The following is an 18,580-nucleotide window of genomic DNA, read 5'->3' as shown; positions in this document are numbered from 1 at the left end:
CGATCAGGCCTCCTTCGTCTCGACGGGGCCGGCTGCGGGACCGGCGGGACGGCGGGTGCGGCGCAGCGGCGGCTGGGCACCCAGGCTCTTCGGGTCGAGGCCGGACCACTTGTGGCCGCCCGAGAAGAAGGTGCGGCGCGCTGCCAGCGTCATGAGCGGCTTGGTGAAGAAGAACACCACGACGACGTCGAGCACGGTGGTCAGACCCAGCGTGAACGCGAAGCCCTGGACCTTGCCGACGGTGACGACGAACAGCACGGCGGCGGCGAGGAACGACACGAAGTCGGAGACCAGGATGGTGCGCCGGGCGCGCGGCCAGGCCCGCTCGACCGCGGGGCGCAGGGAGCGGCCCTCGCGGATCTCGTCCCGGATCCGTTCGAAGTAGACGATGAAGGAGTCCGCGGTGATGCCGATGGCGACGATGGCGCCGCAGACGGCCGGCAGGTTCAGCGCGAAGCCGATGGCCGGGCCGAGCAGCGACATCAGGACGTAGGTCAGGGCCGCGGAGACCAGCAGCGAGGCGATCGCGATCACGGACAGCCCGCGGTAGTAGAGCACCAGGTAGATCACCACGAGGGCGAGGCCGATGGCGCCGGCGAGGAGACCGGCGTGCAGCTGGTCGCCGCCGAGCGCCGCGGTCACCGTGGTCACGCTCTGCTCCTGGAAGGAGAGCGGGAGGGCGCCGTAGGACAGCATGTTGGCGAGGCTCTGGGCCTCGTCCTGGCTGAAGCTGCCGGAGATCTGGGCCTGGCCGCCGGTGATGGAGGAGCTGACGAACGGGCTGGAGACGACCTCGCCGTCCAGGACGATGCCGAACTGGTTCTGCGGGTCCTGGTTCTGCGCCAGCTTGCCGGTGATGTCGGCGAACTTCTTCGCGCCCTTGGAGTTGAACTCCATGGTGACCTGCCAGCCGGCGGCGGTCTGGGTGTCGTAGACGGCCTGGGCCTTCTTGACCTCGGTGCCGTCCACGGCGGCCGGGCCGAGCAGGTACTTGTACCAGACGCCCTTGATCTCGCCGCAGCCCACGGCGGCGGCGTCGGGCTTGGCGTTGTCGCCGGCCTTGGCGCGGACGTCCGGCTTGGAGCAGTCGAGTTTCGCGTACTGCGCCTGCGCCGCCGCGTCACCGGTGGCGGCGCTCGCGGGGGCGGAGGGGCTCGCGGAGGCGCCGGTGCTCGCCTTGGCGGAGGCGGACGGCGTGGCGTCGGCCTTCAGGCCGTCGGTGAGGGCGCGGCCCTGCGGGCTCGCGGAGGAGGAGGCGCCCGACGAGGCCGACGGCGACGCGGGAGAGGAGGCCTTCTCGCCCCCGGAGGCGCCGGCGGAACCGCTCGCGGACGGGCTCGGCGAAGCGCCGGCGGAACCGCTCGCGGACGGGCTGGGCGAGCCGCCGGCGGCCGGGCCGGTGGGCTCGGCGGCCAGGACCGGGCGGAAGTACAGCTTCGCGGTGGTGCCGACCTGCTCCCGGGCTTCCTCGGAGTCGGTGCCCTTGGGGATGTTCACGATGATGTTGCTGTCGCCCTGGGTCTGCACCTCCGCCTCGGTGACGCCCAGGCCGTTGACACGACGGTTCATGATCTCGACCGCGGTGTCCATGTTGGCCTTGTTGATCGCGGACCCCTGGTCGGCCTTCGCCGCCAGCGTGATGCTGGTGCCGCCGGCCAGGTCGATGCCCAGCCTCGGCTTCGTGTGCCCGGAGAGGAACATCCCCCCGGTGAGCGCCACGATGGCGATCAGGATCAGGGCCAGCGAGCGCCCCGGCTTGCTCTGGGCATTCGCGCTCCGGCCCTTCTTAGGTGCTGCCACCTTCTCGTACTCCCTCTCGGGCCGTCTCGCGCCGGGTCAGCGCGGCGGCGGCCATGACATGGTGTCGGGATCCCCTATGTGCGAGATGCGCGCACCCGGAACGCGCGGGCCCCGCCCGCGCGCCCCGGGGACGTGGCTACTTCTTCGCGTCGGAGTCGCCGTCGGTCTTCTTCGGCTCTTCGTCGGCCTGCTTCGGCGTCGCGTCGGCGCCGGCCTCGGCGGCCGGCTCCTCGGTCCCGGACGTCTCGTCCTTCTTGCCGAAGTCGACGGGCTTGTCGTCGGAGGCGGCGGCAGCGTCGGCGGAGCCGTCGGTGTCGGAGAGGGAGGAGGCGTCGGCGGGGACGACGTCGGAGTCGGACTTCAGGTCGTGCTCGATGCCGTGGACGATGCGGTTGTACTCGTCGTCGGTCAGGACGGCGCCGATCGCGTTCTTCGCGAAGAGCAGCTCCACTCCCGGGCCGGCGTCGAGGAGGACGGTGTCCTCGTCGACCTCCTTCACCGTTCCGTACAACCCCCCGATGGTGCGGACACCGCTGCCGGGCTGCATGGCGTTGCGCATGTCCACGGCCTGCTGCTGCTTCTTCTTCGCCGACCGGGTCATCAGGAACATGGCCCCGATGAGCACGATGAACGGAAGGATGGTCACGAGACTCACGGGTCGGTACTTCCTTCACACGACCGCGGTGCTGAGCGGCCTGATGGTTGGGGGGTATGCGTGCTGCCGGCAACGGCGGCATCGGCGGAGTCTAAGCGAGTCCGCGCGCAAGGAACAACGCTCAGCATGGCACTTGGGTTCCTGACCCGGCCAATGTCCTGGCCGATCGCCGGCGCCCGCGCGCGTCGCCGCCGCCCGGACAGGTCTCGCCGCGGGCGCCCTCATCCCCCGAACAGGTCCTGCTGCCCGTTTCCCGTGCCGGCGGGGCGGGGCGGGGTGAGGCCGAGGTGGGTCCAGGCGGCGGGGGTGGCGACGCGGCCGCGCGGGGTGCGGGCGAGCAGGCCCTCCCGGACCAGGAAGGGTTCGGCGACCTCTTCGACGGTCTCGCGCTCCTCCCCCACCGCGACGGCGAGCGTGGACAGGCCGACCGGGCCGCCGCCGAACAGCTTGAGCAGGGCTTCGAGGACGGCGCGGTCGAGGCGGTCGAGGCCGCGGGCGTCCACCTCGTAGACGGCGAGGGCCGCGGAGGCGATCTCACGGGTGATGACACCGTCGGCCTTGACCTGCGCGTAGTCGCGGACGCGGCGCAGCAGGCGGTTGGCGATGCGGGGCGTGCCCCGGGAGCGGCCGGAGATCTCGGCGGCGCCGTCGGTGTCGATCTCCACGTCGAGGAGGTTCGCCGAGCGGTGGACGACGCGCTGGAGTTCGGCCGGTTCGTAGAACTCCATGTGGGCGGTGAAGCCGAAGCGGTCGCGCAGCGGCGGGGGGAGCAGGCCCGCGCGTGTGGTGGCGCCGACGAGGGTGAAGGGGGGCAGTTCCAGCGGGATGGCCGTGGCGCCGGGGCCCTTGCCGACGATGACGTCGACGCGGAAGTCCTCCATGGCCATGTAGAGCATCTCCTCGGCGGGCCGCGACATGCGGTGGATCTCGTCGAGGAAGAGGACCTCTCCTTCCTGGAGGGAGGAGAGGATCGCGGCGAGGTCGCCGGCGTGCTGGATGGCGGGGCCGCTGGTGATGCGGATGGGAGCGCCCATCTCGGCGGCGATGATCATGGAGAGGGTGGTCTTGCCGAGGCCGGGGGCGCCGGAGAGCAGGACGTGGTCGGCGGTCGCGCCACGCGCGCGTGCGGCGCGCAGGACGAGGTCGAGCTGCTCGCGGACCTTCTCCTGGCCGATGAACTCGCCCAGGTCCTTGGGGCGCAGCGCGGCCTCGACGGCCTGGTCCTCACGGTCGGCGACAGATCCCACCAGCCGCTCGGAGGCGGAGGTGTCGGTCGTGTCGTCCCAGTTCATGTGGTGTGCCTCAGAGTGGTGGGGTCGGTCAGCGGGCGCGGTTGAGGGTCTGCAGGGCGGCCTTGAGCAGCTGGCCCACCTGGGGCGCGCCGCCCGCGGCCTCGGCCTGCGGCGCCACGGCGGTGACCGCCTCGTCGGCCTCCCGGGTGGCGTACCCGAGGCCGATGAGGGCCGCGTGGAGCTGGTCGCGCCAGCCCTGGGTGACGGGTGTGCCCACCGCGGGGGCGCCGGTCGGTTCGCCGAGGCGGTCCTTCAGCTCCAGCAGCAGCTTCTGGGCGCCCTTCTTGCCGATGCCGGGGACGGCGACGAGGGCCTTCTCGTCGGCGGTGGCGACGGCCCGGCGCAGCGCGTCCGGTGTGTGCACGGCAAGCATCGCCTGGGCGAGTCTCGGGCCGACGCCGCTGGCGGTCTGGAGCAGCTCGAAGACCTGACGTTCGTCGTCGTCGGCGAAGCCGTACAGGGTGAGGGAGTCCTCGCGGACGACCAGGGAGGTGGCCAGTTTGGCCTGCTGGCCCGTCCGCAGTCCCGACAGGGTGTTGGGGCTGCACTGGACGGCGATGCCGATGCCGCCCACCTCGACCACGGCGGAGTCGGGGGCGAGGGCGGCGACCGGTCCGCTCACGAAGGCGATCATCCCGTACGGCCTTTCAGTGTCGGTGCTTTGGCTGCGTGCAGGGCGACGGCCTGCTGGAGCCGGTTCTGCGCGGGGGCGCGCCAGATGTGGCAGATGGCGAGGGCGAGCGCGTCGGCGGCGTCGGCGGGCTTGGGCGGCGCGTCGAGCCGCAGCAGGCGGGTGACCATCGCACCGACCTGCGCCTTGTCGGCGCGCCCGCTGCCGGTGACGGCGGCCTTGACCTCGCTGGGCGTGTGCAGGGCGACGGGGATGCCGCGGCGGGCGGCGCAGAGCATGGCGACGGCGCTGGCCTGGGCGGTGCCCATGACGGTCCGTACGTTGTGCTGGCTGAACACCCGCTCCACCGCCACGAATTCGGGCCGGTACTCGTCCAGCCACTGCTCTATGCCCTGTTCGACGGCGACGAGGCGGTGTCCCAGCTCGGCGTCCGCGGGCGTCCGTACGACGCCGACGCCCAGCATGGTGAGCGGGCGGCCCGCGACCCCCTCGACGACGCCGACACCGCACCGGGTCAGCCCGGGGTCCACCCCCAGTACGCGCACCGCGCCCCTCCCCTCTTCGCCGTCCGCGGACGGTGATCCACGGATGGCGCCAGGCTAGTCGCTGCCACTGACAACAGCGGCGGGCCGGTGGGACGTGTCCCCCGGCCCGCCCTGAAGCGCTCCGCTCGCGGCAGCGTTACGCGTCGACCTTCTCCATGACCTCGTCGCTGACGTCGAAGTTGGCGAAGACGTTCTGGACGTCGTCGCTGTCCTCGAGCGCGTCGATCAGCTTGAAGATCTTCTTGGCGCCCTCCTCGTCCAGCTCGACCTGCATGGTCGGGACGAAGTTGGCCTCGGCGGAGTCGTAGTCGATGCCGGCCTGCTGGAGGGCGGTGCGGACCGCGACCAGGTCGGTGGCCTCGCTGAGGACCTCGAACGACTCGCCGAGGTCGTTGACCTCCTCGGCGCCGGCGTCGAGGACCGCGCCCAGCACGTCGTCCTCGCTCAGCTCGCCCTTGGGGACGATGATGACGCCCTTGCGGTTGAACAGGTACGACACGGAGCCCGGGTCGGCCATGGATCCGCCGTTGCGGGTCATGGCGACGCGGACCTCGGAGGCGGCGCGGTTGCGGTTGTCGGTGAGGCACTCGATGAGCACCGCGACGCCGTTGGGGCCGTAACCCTCGTACATGATCGTCTCGTAGTCGGCGCCGCCGGCCTCGAGACCGCCGCCGCGCTTGATGGCGGAGTCGATGTTCTTGTTGGGGACCGACTGCTTCTTCGCCTTCTGGACGGCGTCGTAGAGCGTCGGGTTGCCCTCCAGGTCGACACCGCCCATGCGCGCCGCGACCTCGATGTTCTTGATGAGCTTCGCGAAGAGCTTGCCGCGCTTGGCGTCGATCACGGCCTTCTTGTGCTTCGTCGTGGCCCATTTAGAGTGGCCGGACATCTGCCTGTCTCCTTCGCGTAACCCATCCAGATACGAACGCCAGGAATCCTACAAGGACTCGGTCGCCCCGTTCGCGCGGACCATGTCGACGAAGAGGGCGTGCACCCGGTGGTCGCCGGTGAGCTCCGGGTGGAACGACGTGGCGAGCGCGTTGCCCTGGCGGACGGCGACGATGTGGCCGTCGTGCTCGGCGAGCACCTCGGCGCCCGCGCCGACGGACTCGACCCAGGGGGCGCGGATGAAGACGCCCTGGACGGGGTCGCCCGCGACGCCCTTGACGTCGAGAGCCGCTTCGAACGACTCGTTCTGCCGCCCGAAGGCGTTGCGGCGCACGATCATGTCGATCCCGCCGACGGTCTCCTGGCCCGAGCGCGGGTCGAGGATCTTGTCGGCGAGCAGGATCATGCCGGCGCAGGTGCCGTAGACGGGCATGCCGTCGCGCACCCGCGCGCGCAGGGGTTCCATCACGCCGAACAGGACGGCCAGCTTGGAGATGGTGGTCGACTCGCCGCCGGGCAGGACGAGGCCGTCCACCTCGGCGAGTTCCTCGGGGCGCCGCACCGGCCTGGCCACGGCGTCGGCCGCGGCCAGGGCGACGAGGTGCTCCCGTACGTCGCCCTGGAGGGCCAGGACGCCGATGACAGGGGCTTCGTGGGACATGGGCGGGCTACCAGCCGCGGTTGGCGTAGCGCTCGGTCTCGGGGAGGGTGTCGCAGTTGATGCCGACCATGGCCTCGCCGAGGTTGCGGGAAGCGTCCGCGATGATCTTCGGGTCGTCGTAGAAGGTGGTCGCCTTGACGATGGCGGCGGCGCGCTTGGCCGGGTCGCCGGACTTGAAGATGCCGGAGCCGACGAAGACGCCCTCCGCGCCGAGCTGGCGCATCAGCGCGGCGTCGGCCGGGGTGGCGACACCGCCCGCGGAGAACAGCACGACGGGCAGCTTGCCCAGCTCGGCGACCTCCTTGACCAGCTCGTAGGGGGCGCGCAGCTCCTTGGCGGCGGCGTACAGCTCGTGGTTGTCGAAGCCGCGCAGGCGGGCGATCTCGTTCTTGATCTGGCGCAGGTGGCGGACGGCCTCGACGACGTTGCCGGTGCCGGCCTCGCCCTTGGAGCGGATCATCGCGGCGCCCTCGGCGATACGGCGCAGGGCCTCGCCCAGGTTGGTGGCACCGCACACGAACGGGGTGGTGAACGCGAACTTGTCGGAGTGGTTGACCTCGTCGGCCGGGGTGAGGACCTCGGACTCGTCGATGTAGTCGACGCCGAGGGCCTGCAGGACCTGGGCCTCCACGAAGTGGCCGATGCGCGACTTGGCCATGACCGGGATGGAGACGGCCTCGATGATGCCCTCGATCATGTCCGGGTCGGACATGCGGGCGACGCCGCCGTCCTTGCGGATGTCGGCCGGGACCCGCTCCAGCGCCATGACGGCGACGGCGCCCGCGTCCTCCGCGATCTTGGCCTGCTCCGGCGTGACGACGTCCATGATCACGCCGCCCTTGAGCTGCTCGGCCATGCCGCGCTTCACGCGCGCGGTGCCGGTCTCGGGAGCCTGGTTCTCGGTGCTGGACACGGGTTGACCTCACTGGGGTGGAAGAGGGGGTGGTGCAGCACCGAGGAAACGGCAGCCGTCCAGTCCACAGCAAGGGCCAATGGGAAGGCGGTGGATTTTTTTCGCCGCCCCACGCCGAGATCGGGCCGGGGTCGGATCAGGCGGCGCGGTCGGCGAGGGCCGCCGGGGGTTCGTCGTCCATCTCGAAAGCCATCGGGAAGGGCGCGTGGCCGGCCAGCCGGAACCAGCGCACCTTGCGGTGCTCGCGCAGCCTGCGGGCCGCGCCGACGGCGTCGTTGTGGAAGCGGCGGGCCATGGGGACCCTGCGGACGGCCTCGGTGAGCTCGCGGGCCGCCTCCTCTCCCCCGGGCGCCTCGCGCACGACCTCGACCTGCTGCGTCTCCGCGAAGACCGCGCGCAGCGCCTGGCTCAGGTCGCTCTCGGCGACCTCGCGCAGTTCCTCCTCGGCCTGCCGGGCGGCGTGCGCGGCCTCGTAGAGCACGATCGAGGCGGCCGGGTCGAGCACCCCCGAGGTGGCCAGCTCCTGTGTCACGGAGGCCCGGCGCAGCAGTTGCGCGTCCAGTGCGGCGCGGGCGGCGTCGATGCGCGCGTGCAGCCGGTCCAGGCGTCCCGCGGTCCAGCTCAGGTACAGGCCGACGGCCAGCAGGACGACGAGGATCCAGACGACGGTGGTGGTCACAGGTTCAGTCCCTCGCCAGGCCGAAGCGGGCCATCAGCCCGGGTGAGCCCTTGTCGTCCGTGGCCACCGCGGCCGCTCCCGCCGTCACCGTCTCGTACACCGACAGGATGTCCGCGCCGACCGTCGACCAGTCGAAGCGCCGTACGTGGGCGCTGCCCCGCGCGCGTAGTTCGGCGCGCCGCACGGGGTCGCCCAGGAGCCGGACCGCGGCCTCGGCCAGCGCGTCGGCGTCCTCGTTGGCGAAGAGTTCGCCCGCCGCTCCCTGGTCCAGGACCTGGGCGAACGCGTCGAGGTCGGAGGCGAGGACCGGGGCTCCGGCCGACATGGCCTCGACCAGGATGATGCCGAAGCTCTCGCCGCCGGTGTTGGGGGCGACGTACAGGTCGACGCTGCGCAGGAAGCGGGCCTTGTCCTCGTCGCTGACCATGCCGAGGAACTCCACGCGCGCGCGGAGGTCCTTCGGGAGGCTCTCCACCGCTTCCTTCTCGTCGCCGCGTCCGGCGACCAGGAGCCGGGTGTTCGGCCGCTCGGCGAGGATCCTCGGCAGGGCGCGCATCAGCACCGGCAGGCCCTTGCGCGGCTCGTCGATGCGGCCGACGAAGCCGATGGTGCCGCCCTGCCACTCGGGTCTGGGCTCGGCCGCGGCGAAGAAGCCGACGTCGACGCCGTTGGGGATGACGACCGCGTCCCCGCCGAGGTGTTCGACAAGGGTGCGGCGGGCGTACTCGCTGACCGCGATCCGGGCGCTGATCTTCTCCAGGGCGGCCTGGAGGATGGAGTACGCGGCGATCATCGCGCGGGAGCGCGGGTTGGACGTGTGGAAGGTCGCCACGATGGGCCCCTGCGCGGCCCAGCAGGTCAGCAGGCCCAGTGAGGGCGAGGTCGGCTCATGGATGTGGATCACGTCGAAGGCGCCGTCGTGCAGCCATCTGCGGACGCGTGCGGCGCTCAGGAAGCCGAAGTTCAGCCGGGCCACCGAGCCGTTGTACGGCACCGGGACCGCGCGTCCGGCCGAGACGACGTACGGCGGCAGCGGGGTGTCGTCGTCGGCGGGGGCCAGGACGGAGACGTCGTGGCCGAGCCGGATGAAGTACTCGGCGAGGTCGCGGACGTGGAACTGCACTCCGCCCGGCACGTCCCAGGAGTACGGGCAGACGATGCCGATCCTCAAGGCCGCTCTCCGTCCGACGGACGCGGTTCCAGGTCCGCGAGCCAAAGCCGCTGCAGCATGTGCCAGTCCTCCGGGTGGTCGGCGATGCCCGAGGCGAAGGCGTCGGCCAGCGACTGTGTCATGAGGGACGTCCGCTCGGTCCGCGTTCCCGAGCCGGGTACGTCGATCGGGGGATGGACGCGGCCCTTCATGACGGGCGAGTCGTCGTACCAGAGCGTGACGGGGAGCAGGAGCGCGCCGGTCTGCTGGGCGAGCAGCGCCGGTCCCGCGGGCATGCGGGCCTTGTCGCCGAAGAAGTCGACCTCGACGCCGGACGCGGACAGGTCCCGGTCGGCGACCAGGCAGACCAGGCCGCCGTCGCGCAGTCGCCGGGCCAGGGTGCCGAAGGCGGCGCCGCCGCTGTGCGGCAGCACCTCCATGCCGAGGCCCTCGCGGTAGGCGACGAAGCGGTCGTAGAGCGTCTCGGGCTTGAGCCGCTCGGCGACGGTGGTGAACGGGGTCCGCAGCTTGGTGGTGACCCAGGCGCCGGCCAGGTCCCAGTTGGCAAGGTGGGGCAGGGCGAGGACGACGCCCCGGCCGGTCGCGAGCCCGTCGGTGAGATGGTGGAGGTCCTTCGGCTCGAAGCCGGCCGCTACGCGCTCGGGGCTCCAGGCAGGCAGCCGGAAGGACTCCATCCAGTACCGCAGGTAGGAGCGCATGCCGGCCCGCGACAGCTCGGCCAGCCGCTCGGGGGTCGCGTCGGGCACCACGCGCGCGTAGTTGCTCTCCAGCCGCCGCACGCCCTTGCCGCGCTGCTTCCAGGTGAGGTCGGCGACGGTACGGCCGAGGCGCGCCGCGACCGGCTCGGGGAGCTGCTTGACGGTGCTCCAGCCGAGGCCGTACAGCGCGTCGGCGACCTGGTCGCGGGGGTTCACTTGGCCGCCTCGTGCCCCTCGGCCTCCGGCCGGGCCGCCGGGGTCCCGCTCTGTCCGGCTCCCGCCGGCCCGCTGTGTCCGGCCCCCGGTTCCGCCTCCGCGTTCGTCTCCGCCTTCGCTGCCTCCGCGGCCTCCGCCTCCGCTTCCGCCGACTCGCGGCGGACCGTGACGACCCGCTGGATCAGAGTGACGAGGCTGCCGACGGCGACGATCCACAGGGCGACGGGCAGCAGGTACTGGATGCCGGGGACGCCGAACTTGTGCAGGCCGGCGAGACCGGCCGCGACGAGGGAGACGACGAGCCGCTCGGCCCGCTCGACGAGTCCGTTGACGGCCACCGGCAGCCCGATCGACTCTCCGCGCGCCTTGGTGTACGACACCACCTGGCCGCTGGCCAGGCAGAAGATCGACACCGCGCACAGGGCGTTGTCGTCGCCCTGTCCCGCGTACCAGAGGGCGAAGCCGCCGAAGATCGCGCCGTCGGCGACCCGGTCGAGGGTGGAGTCCAGGAAGGCGCCCCAGCGGCTGAAGCGGCCGAGCTGGCGGGCCATGTTGCCGTCGACGAGGTCGGAGAAGACGAACAGCGTGATCACGATCGTGCCCCAGAAGAACTCGCCCCGGGGGTAGAAGACCAGCGCGCCCGCGATCACGCCGGCGGTGCCGACCAGCGTCACCGCGTCGGGACTCACGCCCCGGCGGATGAGAAACGCGGCGAACGGTGTGAGGACACGCGTGAAGAATGCACGCGCGTACTTGTTCAGCATGGCCTTCCCGACGGTCGGTGTGGCCGCGCGGCCCTGATGGCCACCGGCTGGCCCATCGTAGCCACGCACGCGCGTACGCGACCGCCGGGCACCCGCCCGCGCGAGCCGGGGGCCGCCGCTCTCCGCCGGGCCTCCCGGCCGGCTGCCGCGCCCCCTGGGCGGCGGCCGGGCGGCGGCGTCGCGTCGTTCGTATGGACGCGCGGTGACGGGAGTGGAAAGCTCGAAGGACCGCGGGCGTCGCCGGAGCCGCCACCGCGCGCGGAGCCGCCGTGTCCGCGCCCCCGATGACCTCACCGTGCACGGGAGGCAAGAAATGGGCGACAAGGCGAAGGAACACCCCGGAGCCGCCGGCAGGGCTACGGCGGCCGACCACCCCGCGTCCGTACGGAACGTGGTGCTGGTCGGCCCCAGCGGATCGGGCAAGACGACCCTGGTGGAGGCTCTCGCGCTGACGGCGGGAGCGGTGAACCGGGCGGGCCGCGTGGAGGACGGCGGCACCGTCTCCGACTACGACGACATGGAGCACCGCCAGCAACGGTCGGTGCAGCTCTCCCTGGTGCCGGTCGCCTGGGACGGCATCAAGGTCAACATCCTCGACACCCCCGGCTACGCCGACTTCGTCGGGGAGCTCAGGGCCGGTCTGCGTGCGGCGGACGCGGCCCTCTTCGTCGTCTCGGCCTCGGACGGCGTGGACGGCTCCACGCGGATGGTGTGGGAGGAGTGCGCGGCCGTCGGCATGCCCCGCGCGATCGTCGTCACGCACCTTGAGGCGGCCCGCGCCGACTTCGAGGAGATGACGCGGATCTGCGCGGTGACCTTCGGCGGCGACGACCCCGACGCCGTGCTCCCCCTCTACCTGCCGCTGCACGGACCGAAGGCGCCGGACGGGCACGCGCCCGTGACCGGCCTGATCGGGCTGCTGTCGCAGAAGCTGTTCGACTACTCCACCGGGGAGCGCGTGGAGTCCGAGCCCGGCGAGGACCAGCTCCCGCTGATCGAGGAGGCCCGCAACCGGCTCATCGAGGGCATCATCGCCGAGAGCGAGGACGAGACCCTCATGGACCGCTACCTCGGCGGCGAGAAGATCGACGTCAAGACGCTGATCGAGGACCTGGAGCGGGCCGTCGCGCGCGGGGCCTTCTTCCCGGTGCTGGCCGCCGCCCCCGCCGCCGAGGGCGCCCGCCAGGGCCTCGGCACGGTCGAGCTCCTCGAACTCGTCACCCGGGGCTTCCCGACGCCCCTGGAGCGCGATACGCCCCTCGTCACCACCCGCGGTGGCGAGCGGCGCGCACTGGGCCCGTGCGACCCGGACGGGCCGCTGGTCGCGGAGGTCGTGAAGACCTCCTCCGACCCCTACGTCGGCCGTGTCTCCCTCGTCCGCGTCTTCTCCGGCACCCTGCGCCCCGACGAGACCGTGCACGTGTGCGGGCACGGCCTGTCCGACGACGGCCAGGAGGGCCGCCCCCTGCACGAAGCCGACGAACGCGTCGGCGCCCTCTCCGCGCCCTTCGGCAAGCAGCAGCGGGCGCTGACGCACTGCATCGCGGGCGACCTCGCGTGCGTGGCGAAGCTGAGCCGCGCGGAGACCGGCGACACCCTCTCGGCCAAGGACGACCCGCTGCTGATGGAGCCCTGGCAGATGCCGGACCCGCTGCTGCCGCTGGCCATCCGGGCGCACAGCAAGGCCGACGAGGACAAGCTCTCCCAGGGCCTGTCCCGGCTGGTCGCCGAGGACCCGACGATGCGGCTCGAACAGAACCAGGACACCCACCAGGTGGTCCTGTGGTGCCTGGGCGAGGCCCATGCGGACGTCGCGCTGGAACGCCTGCGCAGCCGCTACGGCGTGCAGGTCGACGTCGTCCCGCACCAGGTCTCCCTGCGGGAGACGTTCGCCGGGAAGTCCGCCGGGCGGGGCCGGCACGTCAAGCAGTCCGGCGGGCACGGGCAGTACGCCATCTGCGAGATCGAGGTGGAGCCGCTGCCGGGCGGCTCGGGCATCGAGTTCGTGGACAAGGTCGTCGGCGGGGCGGTGCCGCGCCAGTTCATCCCGTCCGTCGAGAAGGGCGTGCGGGCGCAGGCCGCCAAGGGCGTCGCCGCGGGGCATCCGCTGATCGACGTCCGGGTGACCCTCCTCGACGGCAAGGCGCACTCGGTGGACTCCTCCGACGCCGCGTTCCAGACGGCCGGCGCGCTCGCGCTGCGGGAGGCCGCGGCCGACGCGAAGATCCATCTGCTGGAGCCGGTGGCCGAGGTGAGCGTGCTGGTCGGCGACGAGTACGTGGGCCCGGTGATGAGCGATCTGTCCGGGCGGCGTGGCCGGGTGCTCGGCACCGAACAGACGGGCGGCGGCCGCACCCTGGTCCGGGCCGAGGTGCCCGAGATCGAGATCGGCCGGTACGCGGTCGACCTGCGGTCCCTGTCCCACGGCACGGCCCGCTTCCGCCGCTCCTACGCCCGGCACGAGCCGATGCCGGCCCAGGTCGCCGAGCGGCTGAGGCAGCAGACGCAGGACGCGTAGGGAACTTCCCCTTCCGTTTCGGCGGGCGGCTTCGGCCGTCCGCCGACGGCCGCCGGCGCCGGCGGATACGCTGATGACCTGATCAACAGGTGTGCGGAGCACGGAAGTCGGGAAGGCCGCAGAAGCGGGAACAGCGGCGATGGGGGCGGGAATGACCGTTGACAGCAGTTACGCGGACATCTTCGGGCCACAGGTGCCACAGACGGGCGACGGAGGGCAGACACCGACCTTCGCCCTGGCCTCGGCGGCCTACCGGGACGATCCCGTGGCGGCCATCAAGAACGCCGACAACGAATGGCACCAGTCGACGGTCAACCCCGGCCGCAGCTGGGCCCGCATCTTCCGGCCCAACCTCGGCGAGGCGTTCTCCCAGGCGGTGATCGACCGCATGCTCGGAGTCGGCCGCGCCCCGCTCATCCAGTCCTTCGGCGCCGAACCCCAGGTCGTGGTCGAGCACTGCCTCGCCGCCAACGGCATCCGCCGCCGCCGCGACCAGCAACTCACCGGCATCATGGCCGTGTTCGGCCTGCTCTTCCTGCCCGGCCTGCTCGTCTGGCTGCTGGTCTTCCAACTGCGCACCACCATGGAGAAGGCGGGCGGCCGACGTGTCTCCGGCCTCGCCACCGGCCTGCTCGTCGCCGTCGGCGCACTCGCCGTGATCTTCCTGCTCCGTATGCCGTTCACCGGCTTCTGGGGCTGGTACGCGCGCGGGGCGGTCGTCGCACCCGTCGTCGGCTGGTTCCTGGCCAAGCGCATCTGCGAACGCACCGCCGCGGACCTGCGCGACCGCTGGGCCGGCCTCCTCGCCGGCAGCAGCATCGGCGCCAAGGTCCCCGAAGCCGTGCCCACCAGCCCCAACCACACCGCCGCCGAGCAACTGCGCCAGTCCCTGGCCCGGCTGAGCGCCGAACAGCAGTCCAACTCCGTGTTCTACGCGGGCCCCAAGGGCATACTCGGCATGGGAACCCGCTGGGGCGCCTGGCACCTCGCGGAGGAACTCGTCCCCACCGACCCCAACAAGGGCATCCACGAGTTCCGCAGCTGGACCGTCATCAGGGCCATCCACGACCAGCTCACCGTGCTCAACCGGCAGAGCCTGAAGACCGGCGGCTTCCCCCCGCCCTCGGTCCGGCACTGGATCGTCACCCCCGTCGGCGAGAAGGCCACGGCGGTGGCCCGGCCCGACGGCACGGACGTCGAGGCCTACCAGGTCAAACCCAAAGCCATCGAGAAGATCTGCGACCAGCAGCAGTTCGGCGGCGGCGACCGCCACTACCTCGGCGTCCAATGGCCCCTGTGGGACGGCCAGTTGATCATCACCATGCTGATCACCGTGACCGTGCTCCACGAGACGCTGCGCATCGAGGTCACCGGCCACGCCCTCGGCCCCGTCAACGGCCTGTTCACCACCAAGCCCGAAGCCCCCAGCAAGGAGGTCGCCAAGACCGTCCGCTTCTGGGAGACCCGCACCGTCACCCTGCCGCTCGTCACCCCCGACGAAGTCGTACGCCTCGCCGCGCGCGCCACCATCAGCTGGTACCCGCCGCTGCTCAAGTGGCTCGGCGGCTCCATCGGCCTGCCCGAACCCTTCGGCCTGCGGCACGCCTGGGCCGACCAGCCCTGGCGGCACCGCTTCATGGCCGACGACGCCCTGCGCGCGGCCGCCCCGGTGCTGCGGGTGGTGCACACGGCCGCGCTCAAGGTGCTCAAGGAACACGACGTCGACATCGAGAAGTTCAGCAACCGCTCCTCGGTGCTGAGCGGCGCGGTCCAGGACGTCTCCCCCCGCAAGGCCGACACCTACGACGCGTGAACCCGCGACGGCGCGGCGAGGAGCGTCACGCCGTCGGCCAGGCCTCCGCGAGCATCTTGCGGGTGTCCGCCAGCAACTGCGGCAGCACACGCGTGTGCCCGACCACCGGCATGAAGTTCGTGTCCCCGCCCCAGCGGGGCACGATGTGCTGGTGCAGATGGGCCGCGATGCCCGCGCCCGCCACCGCGCCCTGGTTCATGCCGATGTTGAAGCCCTGCGCGCCCGACGCGGTGCGCAGCGCCGTCATCGCCTGCTTCGTCAGCTCGCCCAGCTCCGCCGTCTCCGGCGCGGTCAGATCCGTGTAGTCGGCGACATGCCGGTAAGGCACCGTCATCAGGTGACCGCCGTTGTACGGGTACAGGTTCAGCACCGCGTACACGTGCTCGCCGCGCCGCACGACCAGCCCGTCCTCGTCGGACTTCGCCGGAATCGAGCAGAAGGGACAGCCGTCGTCCGCCCCCGGACCGCTCGGCTTGTTCTCGCCCTGGATGTACGCCATCCGGTGGGGCGTCCACAGGCGCTGGAACGCGTCCCGCGTCCCCACTCCGATCTGCTGCTCCGGCTCACTCGTCATGCAAGGCAGCATATGGCTTCGCCCGATCGCGGCGTGTCGCCGGGGCGGCGGGAGCCCGGTCACCGGCCAAGCTGGCCCGGTGGACGACGACAGCCTCGCGGCGCGCTGGGAGCAGCGCACCGAGATCCCGCTCTTCCTGGCCTCGCTGCTCTTCCTCGCGGCCTACGCCACCCGCGTCCTCGCCGTGGACCTGGCCCCCGGGTGGCGGGCCCTGTGCGGCTTCACCCTCATCGCCCTGTACGCGCTGTTCGCCGCGGACTACGCCGTGCGCTGGCGGCTCAGCGGGCAGGGGCCGCGCTTCGTCACCACGCATCTGCTGCTCACGGTCGTGGTCATCCTGCCGCTGCTGCGCCCGGTGCGGATCGTCCCGCTGTACGAGGTGATCCAGCGCCGGCGCGGACAGCCCCGGCTGTCCCTGTACGCGCGCGTGATCGCCTACGCCTCGCTGTCCACCCTGCTGCTCGGCTTCGCCGGGACGCTCGCGGTCTACCAGCAGGAACGCGGAGCTCCCGGGGCGACCATGCGGACCTTCGGGGACGCCGTGTGGTGGGCCGCGGCGACCCTGAGCACCGTCGGCTACGGCGACATCACGCCGGTGACCACGCTCGGCCGGACCATCGCGACGGGGATGATGGCCGGCGGACTGGCACTCCTCGGCGCGGTCACGGGGTCGTTCTCGTCCTGGGTGATGCAGACCTTCACCCGCGAGGGCGACGAGCGAAGGCCCCGGGGAGACTGAGCTCCCGAGGGCCTTCGCCTGCGTGGCGGGGGGTCAGACCTGCGTCCGCTCCTCGACGACCTTCGCGATCTTGGCGATGGCCTCGTCGAACGCGATGCCGTTCTCCTGCGAGCCGTCGCGGTAGCGGAAGGAGACCCTGCCCGCGTTCATGTCGTCGTCGCCGACGATGACCATGAACGGCACCTTCTGCTTCTGCGCGGTCCGGATCTTCTTCTGCATGCGGTCCGAGGAGGAGTCGACGTCGACCCGCAGCCCCTTCTTCTTGGCCGCGGCGGCGAACTTCTCCAGGTACTCCACGTGCGCGTCGCCGACCGGGATGCCGATCGCCTGCACCGGCGCCAGCCAGGCGGGGAACGCGCCCGCGTAGTGCTCCAGGAGCACCGCGAAGAACCGCTCGATGGAGCCGAACAGCGCGCGGTGGATCATGACCGGCTGCTGCTTGGCGCCGTCCGCGCCGGTGTACTCCAGGTTGAAGCGCTCCGGCAGGTTGAAGTCGAGCTGGATGGTCGACATCTGCCAGGTCCGGCCGATGGCGTCGCGCGCCTGGACGGAGATCTTCGGGCCGTAGAACGCGGCGCCGCCCGGGTCCGGGACCAGCGGCAGCCCCTGCTTCTCGGCGACCTGGCGCAGCGTCTCGGTCGCCTCCTCCCAGGCCTCGTCGGAGCCGACGAACTTCTCCGGGTCCTTGGTGGACAGCTCCAGGTAGAAGTCCTCCAGGCCGTAGTCGCGCAGCAGCCCGAGGACGAAGGTGAGCGTCTTGTCGAGTTCGGCCGACATCTGCTCACGGGTGCAGTAGATGTGCGCGTCGTCCTGGGTGAAGCCACGCGCACGCGTGAGGCCGTGCACCACGCCGGACTTCTCGTACCGGTACACCGTCCCGAACTCGAAGAGGCGCAGCGGCAGTTCACGGTAGGAACGCCCGCGCGCGTCGAAGATCAGGTTGTGCATCGGGCAGTTCATGGGCTTGAGGTAGTAGTCCACGCCCTCGTCGAGCTGCATGGGCGGGTACATGCCGTCGGCGTACCAGTCCAGGTGGCCCGAGGTCTCGAAGAGCTTCCCCTTCGTCGCGTGCGGGGTGTAGACGAACTCGTAGCCCTCCTCCTCGTGCCGGCGGCGCGAGTAGTCCTCCATGACACGGCGGACGATGCCGCCCTTGGGGTGGAAGACCGCGAGGCCGGAGCCGATCTGCTCCGGGACGGAGAACAGGTCGAGTTCGCTGCCCAGCTTGCGGTGGTCGCGCTTCTCGGCCTCGGCGAGGAAGTCCAGGTACGCCTTCAGCTCGTCCTTGGAGGGCCAGGCGGTGCCGTAGATGCGCTGGAGCATCGGGTTCTTCTCGCTGCCGCGCCAGTAGGCGGCCGCGTTGCGCATCAGCTTGAACGCCGGGATCAGCCGGGTCGAGGGCAGGTGGGGACCGCGGCAGAGGTCCTTCCAGCACAGCTCGCCGGTCTTGGCGTCGAGGTTGTCGTAGATGGTGAGCTCACCGCCGCCGACCTCGACGTCCGCGCCGTCGTCGCTCGAAGCGGACCCCTTGAGGCCGATCAGCTCCAGCTTGTACGGCTCGTTCGCGAGTTCCTCACGGGCGGCCTCGTCGGTGACCACGCGGCGGGCGAACTTCTGGCCCCGCTTCTGGATCTCCTGCATCTTCTTCTCGACGGCCTTGAGGTCCTCGGGCGTGAACGGCCTCTCCACGTCGAAGTCGTAGTAGAAGCCGTCCTTGACGGGCGGGCCGATGCCCAGCTTGGCCTCGGGGAAGAGCTCCTGCACGGCCTGCGCCATGACGTGCGCGGTGGAGTGGCGCAGGATGTTCAGGCCGTCCTCGGAGGTGATCTCGACGCCCTCGACGGTGTCGCCGTCCCGCAGCTCGTGGGTGAGGTCCCTGAGCTCGCCGGCCACACGCGCGGCGACGACGGAGCGCTCGCCGGCGAAGAGGTCGGCGGCCGTGGTGCCCGTCGTCACCGTGCGCTCTTCCCGCTCGGAATCGCGTTGGATGATCACACGGACGTCTGACACCGGTCTCTCCTGA

At 71.6% G+C, this 18,580-nt stretch carries 17 protein-coding genes; 3 read left to right on the top strand and 14 right to left on the bottom strand.

Annotated elements, in window-relative coordinates:
• Positions 1 to 3 precede the first annotated feature (3 nt).
• The 12 genes from secD to pgsA all read right to left on the bottom strand — a co-directional run bounded on the left by secD (position 4) and on the right by pgsA (position 10,913).
• Positions 4 to 1,800, bottom strand: a complete 1,797-nt coding sequence (secD, locus tag EV567_RS26640; protein ID WP_207228861.1) for a protein translocase subunit SecD — start codon at positions 1,798 to 1,800, stop codon at positions 4 to 6.
• A gap of 136 nt (positions 1,801 to 1,936) precedes the next feature.
• Positions 1,937 to 2,455, bottom strand: coding sequence for a preprotein translocase subunit YajC (gene yajC / locus EV567_RS26635; RefSeq protein WP_130444481.1), 519 nt, complete (start codon positions 2,453 to 2,455; stop codon positions 1,937 to 1,939).
• Between the two features lie 221 nt (positions 2,456 to 2,676).
• Positions 2,677 to 3,747 (bottom strand): Holliday junction branch migration DNA helicase RuvB, encoded by a 1,071-nt coding sequence (ruvB, locus tag EV567_RS26630; RefSeq protein WP_130444479.1) that lies wholly within the window; start codon positions 3,745 to 3,747, stop codon positions 2,677 to 2,679.
• Positions 3,748 to 3,775: 28 nt separating this feature from the next.
• A complete protein-coding gene (gene ruvA, locus EV567_RS26625) occupies positions 3,776 to 4,381 on the bottom strand; it encodes a Holliday junction branch migration protein RuvA (RefSeq protein WP_130444477.1) in 606 nt (201 codons plus the stop codon).
• Positions 4,378 to 4,923, bottom strand: a complete 546-nt coding sequence (gene ruvC / locus EV567_RS26620) for a crossover junction endodeoxyribonuclease RuvC (protein WP_130444475.1) — start codon at positions 4,921 to 4,923, stop codon at positions 4,378 to 4,380. The genes ruvA and ruvC overlap by 4 nt, the downstream gene beginning before the upstream one ends.
• A 136-nt stretch (positions 4,924 to 5,059) precedes the next feature.
• Positions 5,060 to 5,812: a YebC/PmpR family DNA-binding transcriptional regulator gene (locus tag EV567_RS26615; RefSeq protein WP_130444473.1), complete on the bottom strand. Its 753-nt coding sequence runs from the start codon at positions 5,810 to 5,812 to the stop codon at positions 5,060 to 5,062.
• 48 nt (positions 5,813 to 5,860) lie between these two features.
• Positions 5,861 to 6,472 carry a pyridoxal 5'-phosphate synthase glutaminase subunit PdxT gene (gene pdxT, locus EV567_RS26610; protein WP_130444471.1) on the bottom strand — a complete coding sequence of 204 codons (612 nt, stop codon included), beginning with the start codon at positions 6,470 to 6,472 and terminating at the stop codon, positions 5,861 to 5,863.
• 7 nt (positions 6,473 to 6,479) lie between these two features.
• The gene (gene pdxS, locus EV567_RS26605) at positions 6,480 to 7,385 is read right to left on the bottom strand and encodes a pyridoxal 5'-phosphate synthase lyase subunit PdxS (protein WP_130444469.1); all 906 of its coding nucleotides are present in this window, start codon (positions 7,383 to 7,385) and stop codon (positions 6,480 to 6,482) included.
• Between the two features lie 136 nt (positions 7,386 to 7,521).
• Positions 7,522 to 8,064 (bottom strand): hypothetical protein, encoded by a 543-nt coding sequence (locus tag EV567_RS26600; RefSeq protein ID WP_130444467.1) that lies wholly within the window; start codon positions 8,062 to 8,064, stop codon positions 7,522 to 7,524.
• 4 nt (positions 8,065 to 8,068) lie between these two features.
• On the bottom strand, positions 8,069 to 9,235 hold the full coding sequence (locus EV567_RS26595; RefSeq protein WP_130444465.1) for a glycosyltransferase family 4 protein: 1,167 nt from the start codon (positions 9,233 to 9,235) through the stop codon (positions 8,069 to 8,071).
• Positions 9,232 to 10,149, bottom strand: coding sequence for a phosphatidylinositol mannoside acyltransferase (locus tag EV567_RS26590; RefSeq protein ID WP_130444463.1), 918 nt, complete (start codon positions 10,147 to 10,149; stop codon positions 9,232 to 9,234). Before EV567_RS26590 ends, EV567_RS26595 begins: the two co-directional genes overlap by 4 nt.
• Positions 10,146 to 10,913, bottom strand: coding sequence for a phosphatidylinositol phosphate synthase (pgsA, locus tag EV567_RS26585; RefSeq protein WP_130444461.1), 768 nt, complete (start codon positions 10,911 to 10,913; stop codon positions 10,146 to 10,148). Before pgsA ends, EV567_RS26590 begins: the two co-directional genes overlap by 4 nt.
• Positions 10,914 to 11,226: 313 nt before the next feature.
• Here pgsA and EV567_RS26580 point away from each other — a divergent pair, with 313 nt between their 5' ends.
• Complete coding sequence (locus EV567_RS26580; protein WP_130444459.1) at positions 11,227 to 13,431, top strand: elongation factor G-like protein EF-G2; 2,205 nt, start codon at positions 11,227 to 11,229, stop codon at positions 13,429 to 13,431.
• A gap of 151 nt (positions 13,432 to 13,582) precedes the next feature.
• The gene (locus EV567_RS26575; RefSeq protein WP_130444457.1) at positions 13,583 to 15,244 is read left to right on the top strand and encodes a hypothetical protein; all 1,662 of its coding nucleotides are present in this window, start codon (positions 13,583 to 13,585) and stop codon (positions 15,242 to 15,244) included.
• 25 nt (positions 15,245 to 15,269) lie between these two features.
• On the opposite strand, the gene EV567_RS26570 is transcribed toward EV567_RS26575, so the two are convergent.
• On the bottom strand, positions 15,270 to 15,830 hold the full coding sequence (locus EV567_RS26570; protein ID WP_165430497.1) for an HIT domain-containing protein: 561 nt from the start codon (positions 15,828 to 15,830) through the stop codon (positions 15,270 to 15,272).
• Positions 15,831 to 15,897: 67 nt separating this feature from the next.
• On the opposite strand from EV567_RS26570, the gene EV567_RS26565 reads away from it, so the two are divergent.
• Positions 15,898 to 16,557 (top strand): potassium channel family protein, encoded by a 660-nt coding sequence (locus EV567_RS26565; protein WP_130444452.1) that lies wholly within the window; start codon positions 15,898 to 15,900, stop codon positions 16,555 to 16,557.
• A gap of 33 nt (positions 16,558 to 16,590) precedes the next feature.
• Here EV567_RS26565 and thrS read toward each other — a convergent pair whose 3' ends face one another.
• Entirely contained in the window at positions 16,591 to 18,567 is a 1,977-nt protein-coding gene (gene thrS, locus EV567_RS26560) for a threonine--tRNA ligase (RefSeq protein ID WP_130444450.1), read from the bottom strand.
• Positions 18,568 to 18,580: the final 13 nt, after the last annotated feature.

The sequence above is a fragment of the Streptomyces sp. BK239 genome, from assembly GCF_004217285.1.
Classification (GTDB): Bacteria; Actinomycetota; Actinomycetes; order Streptomycetales; family Streptomycetaceae; genus Streptomyces.
This window is presented reverse-complemented; position numbering and strand designations above follow the sequence as displayed.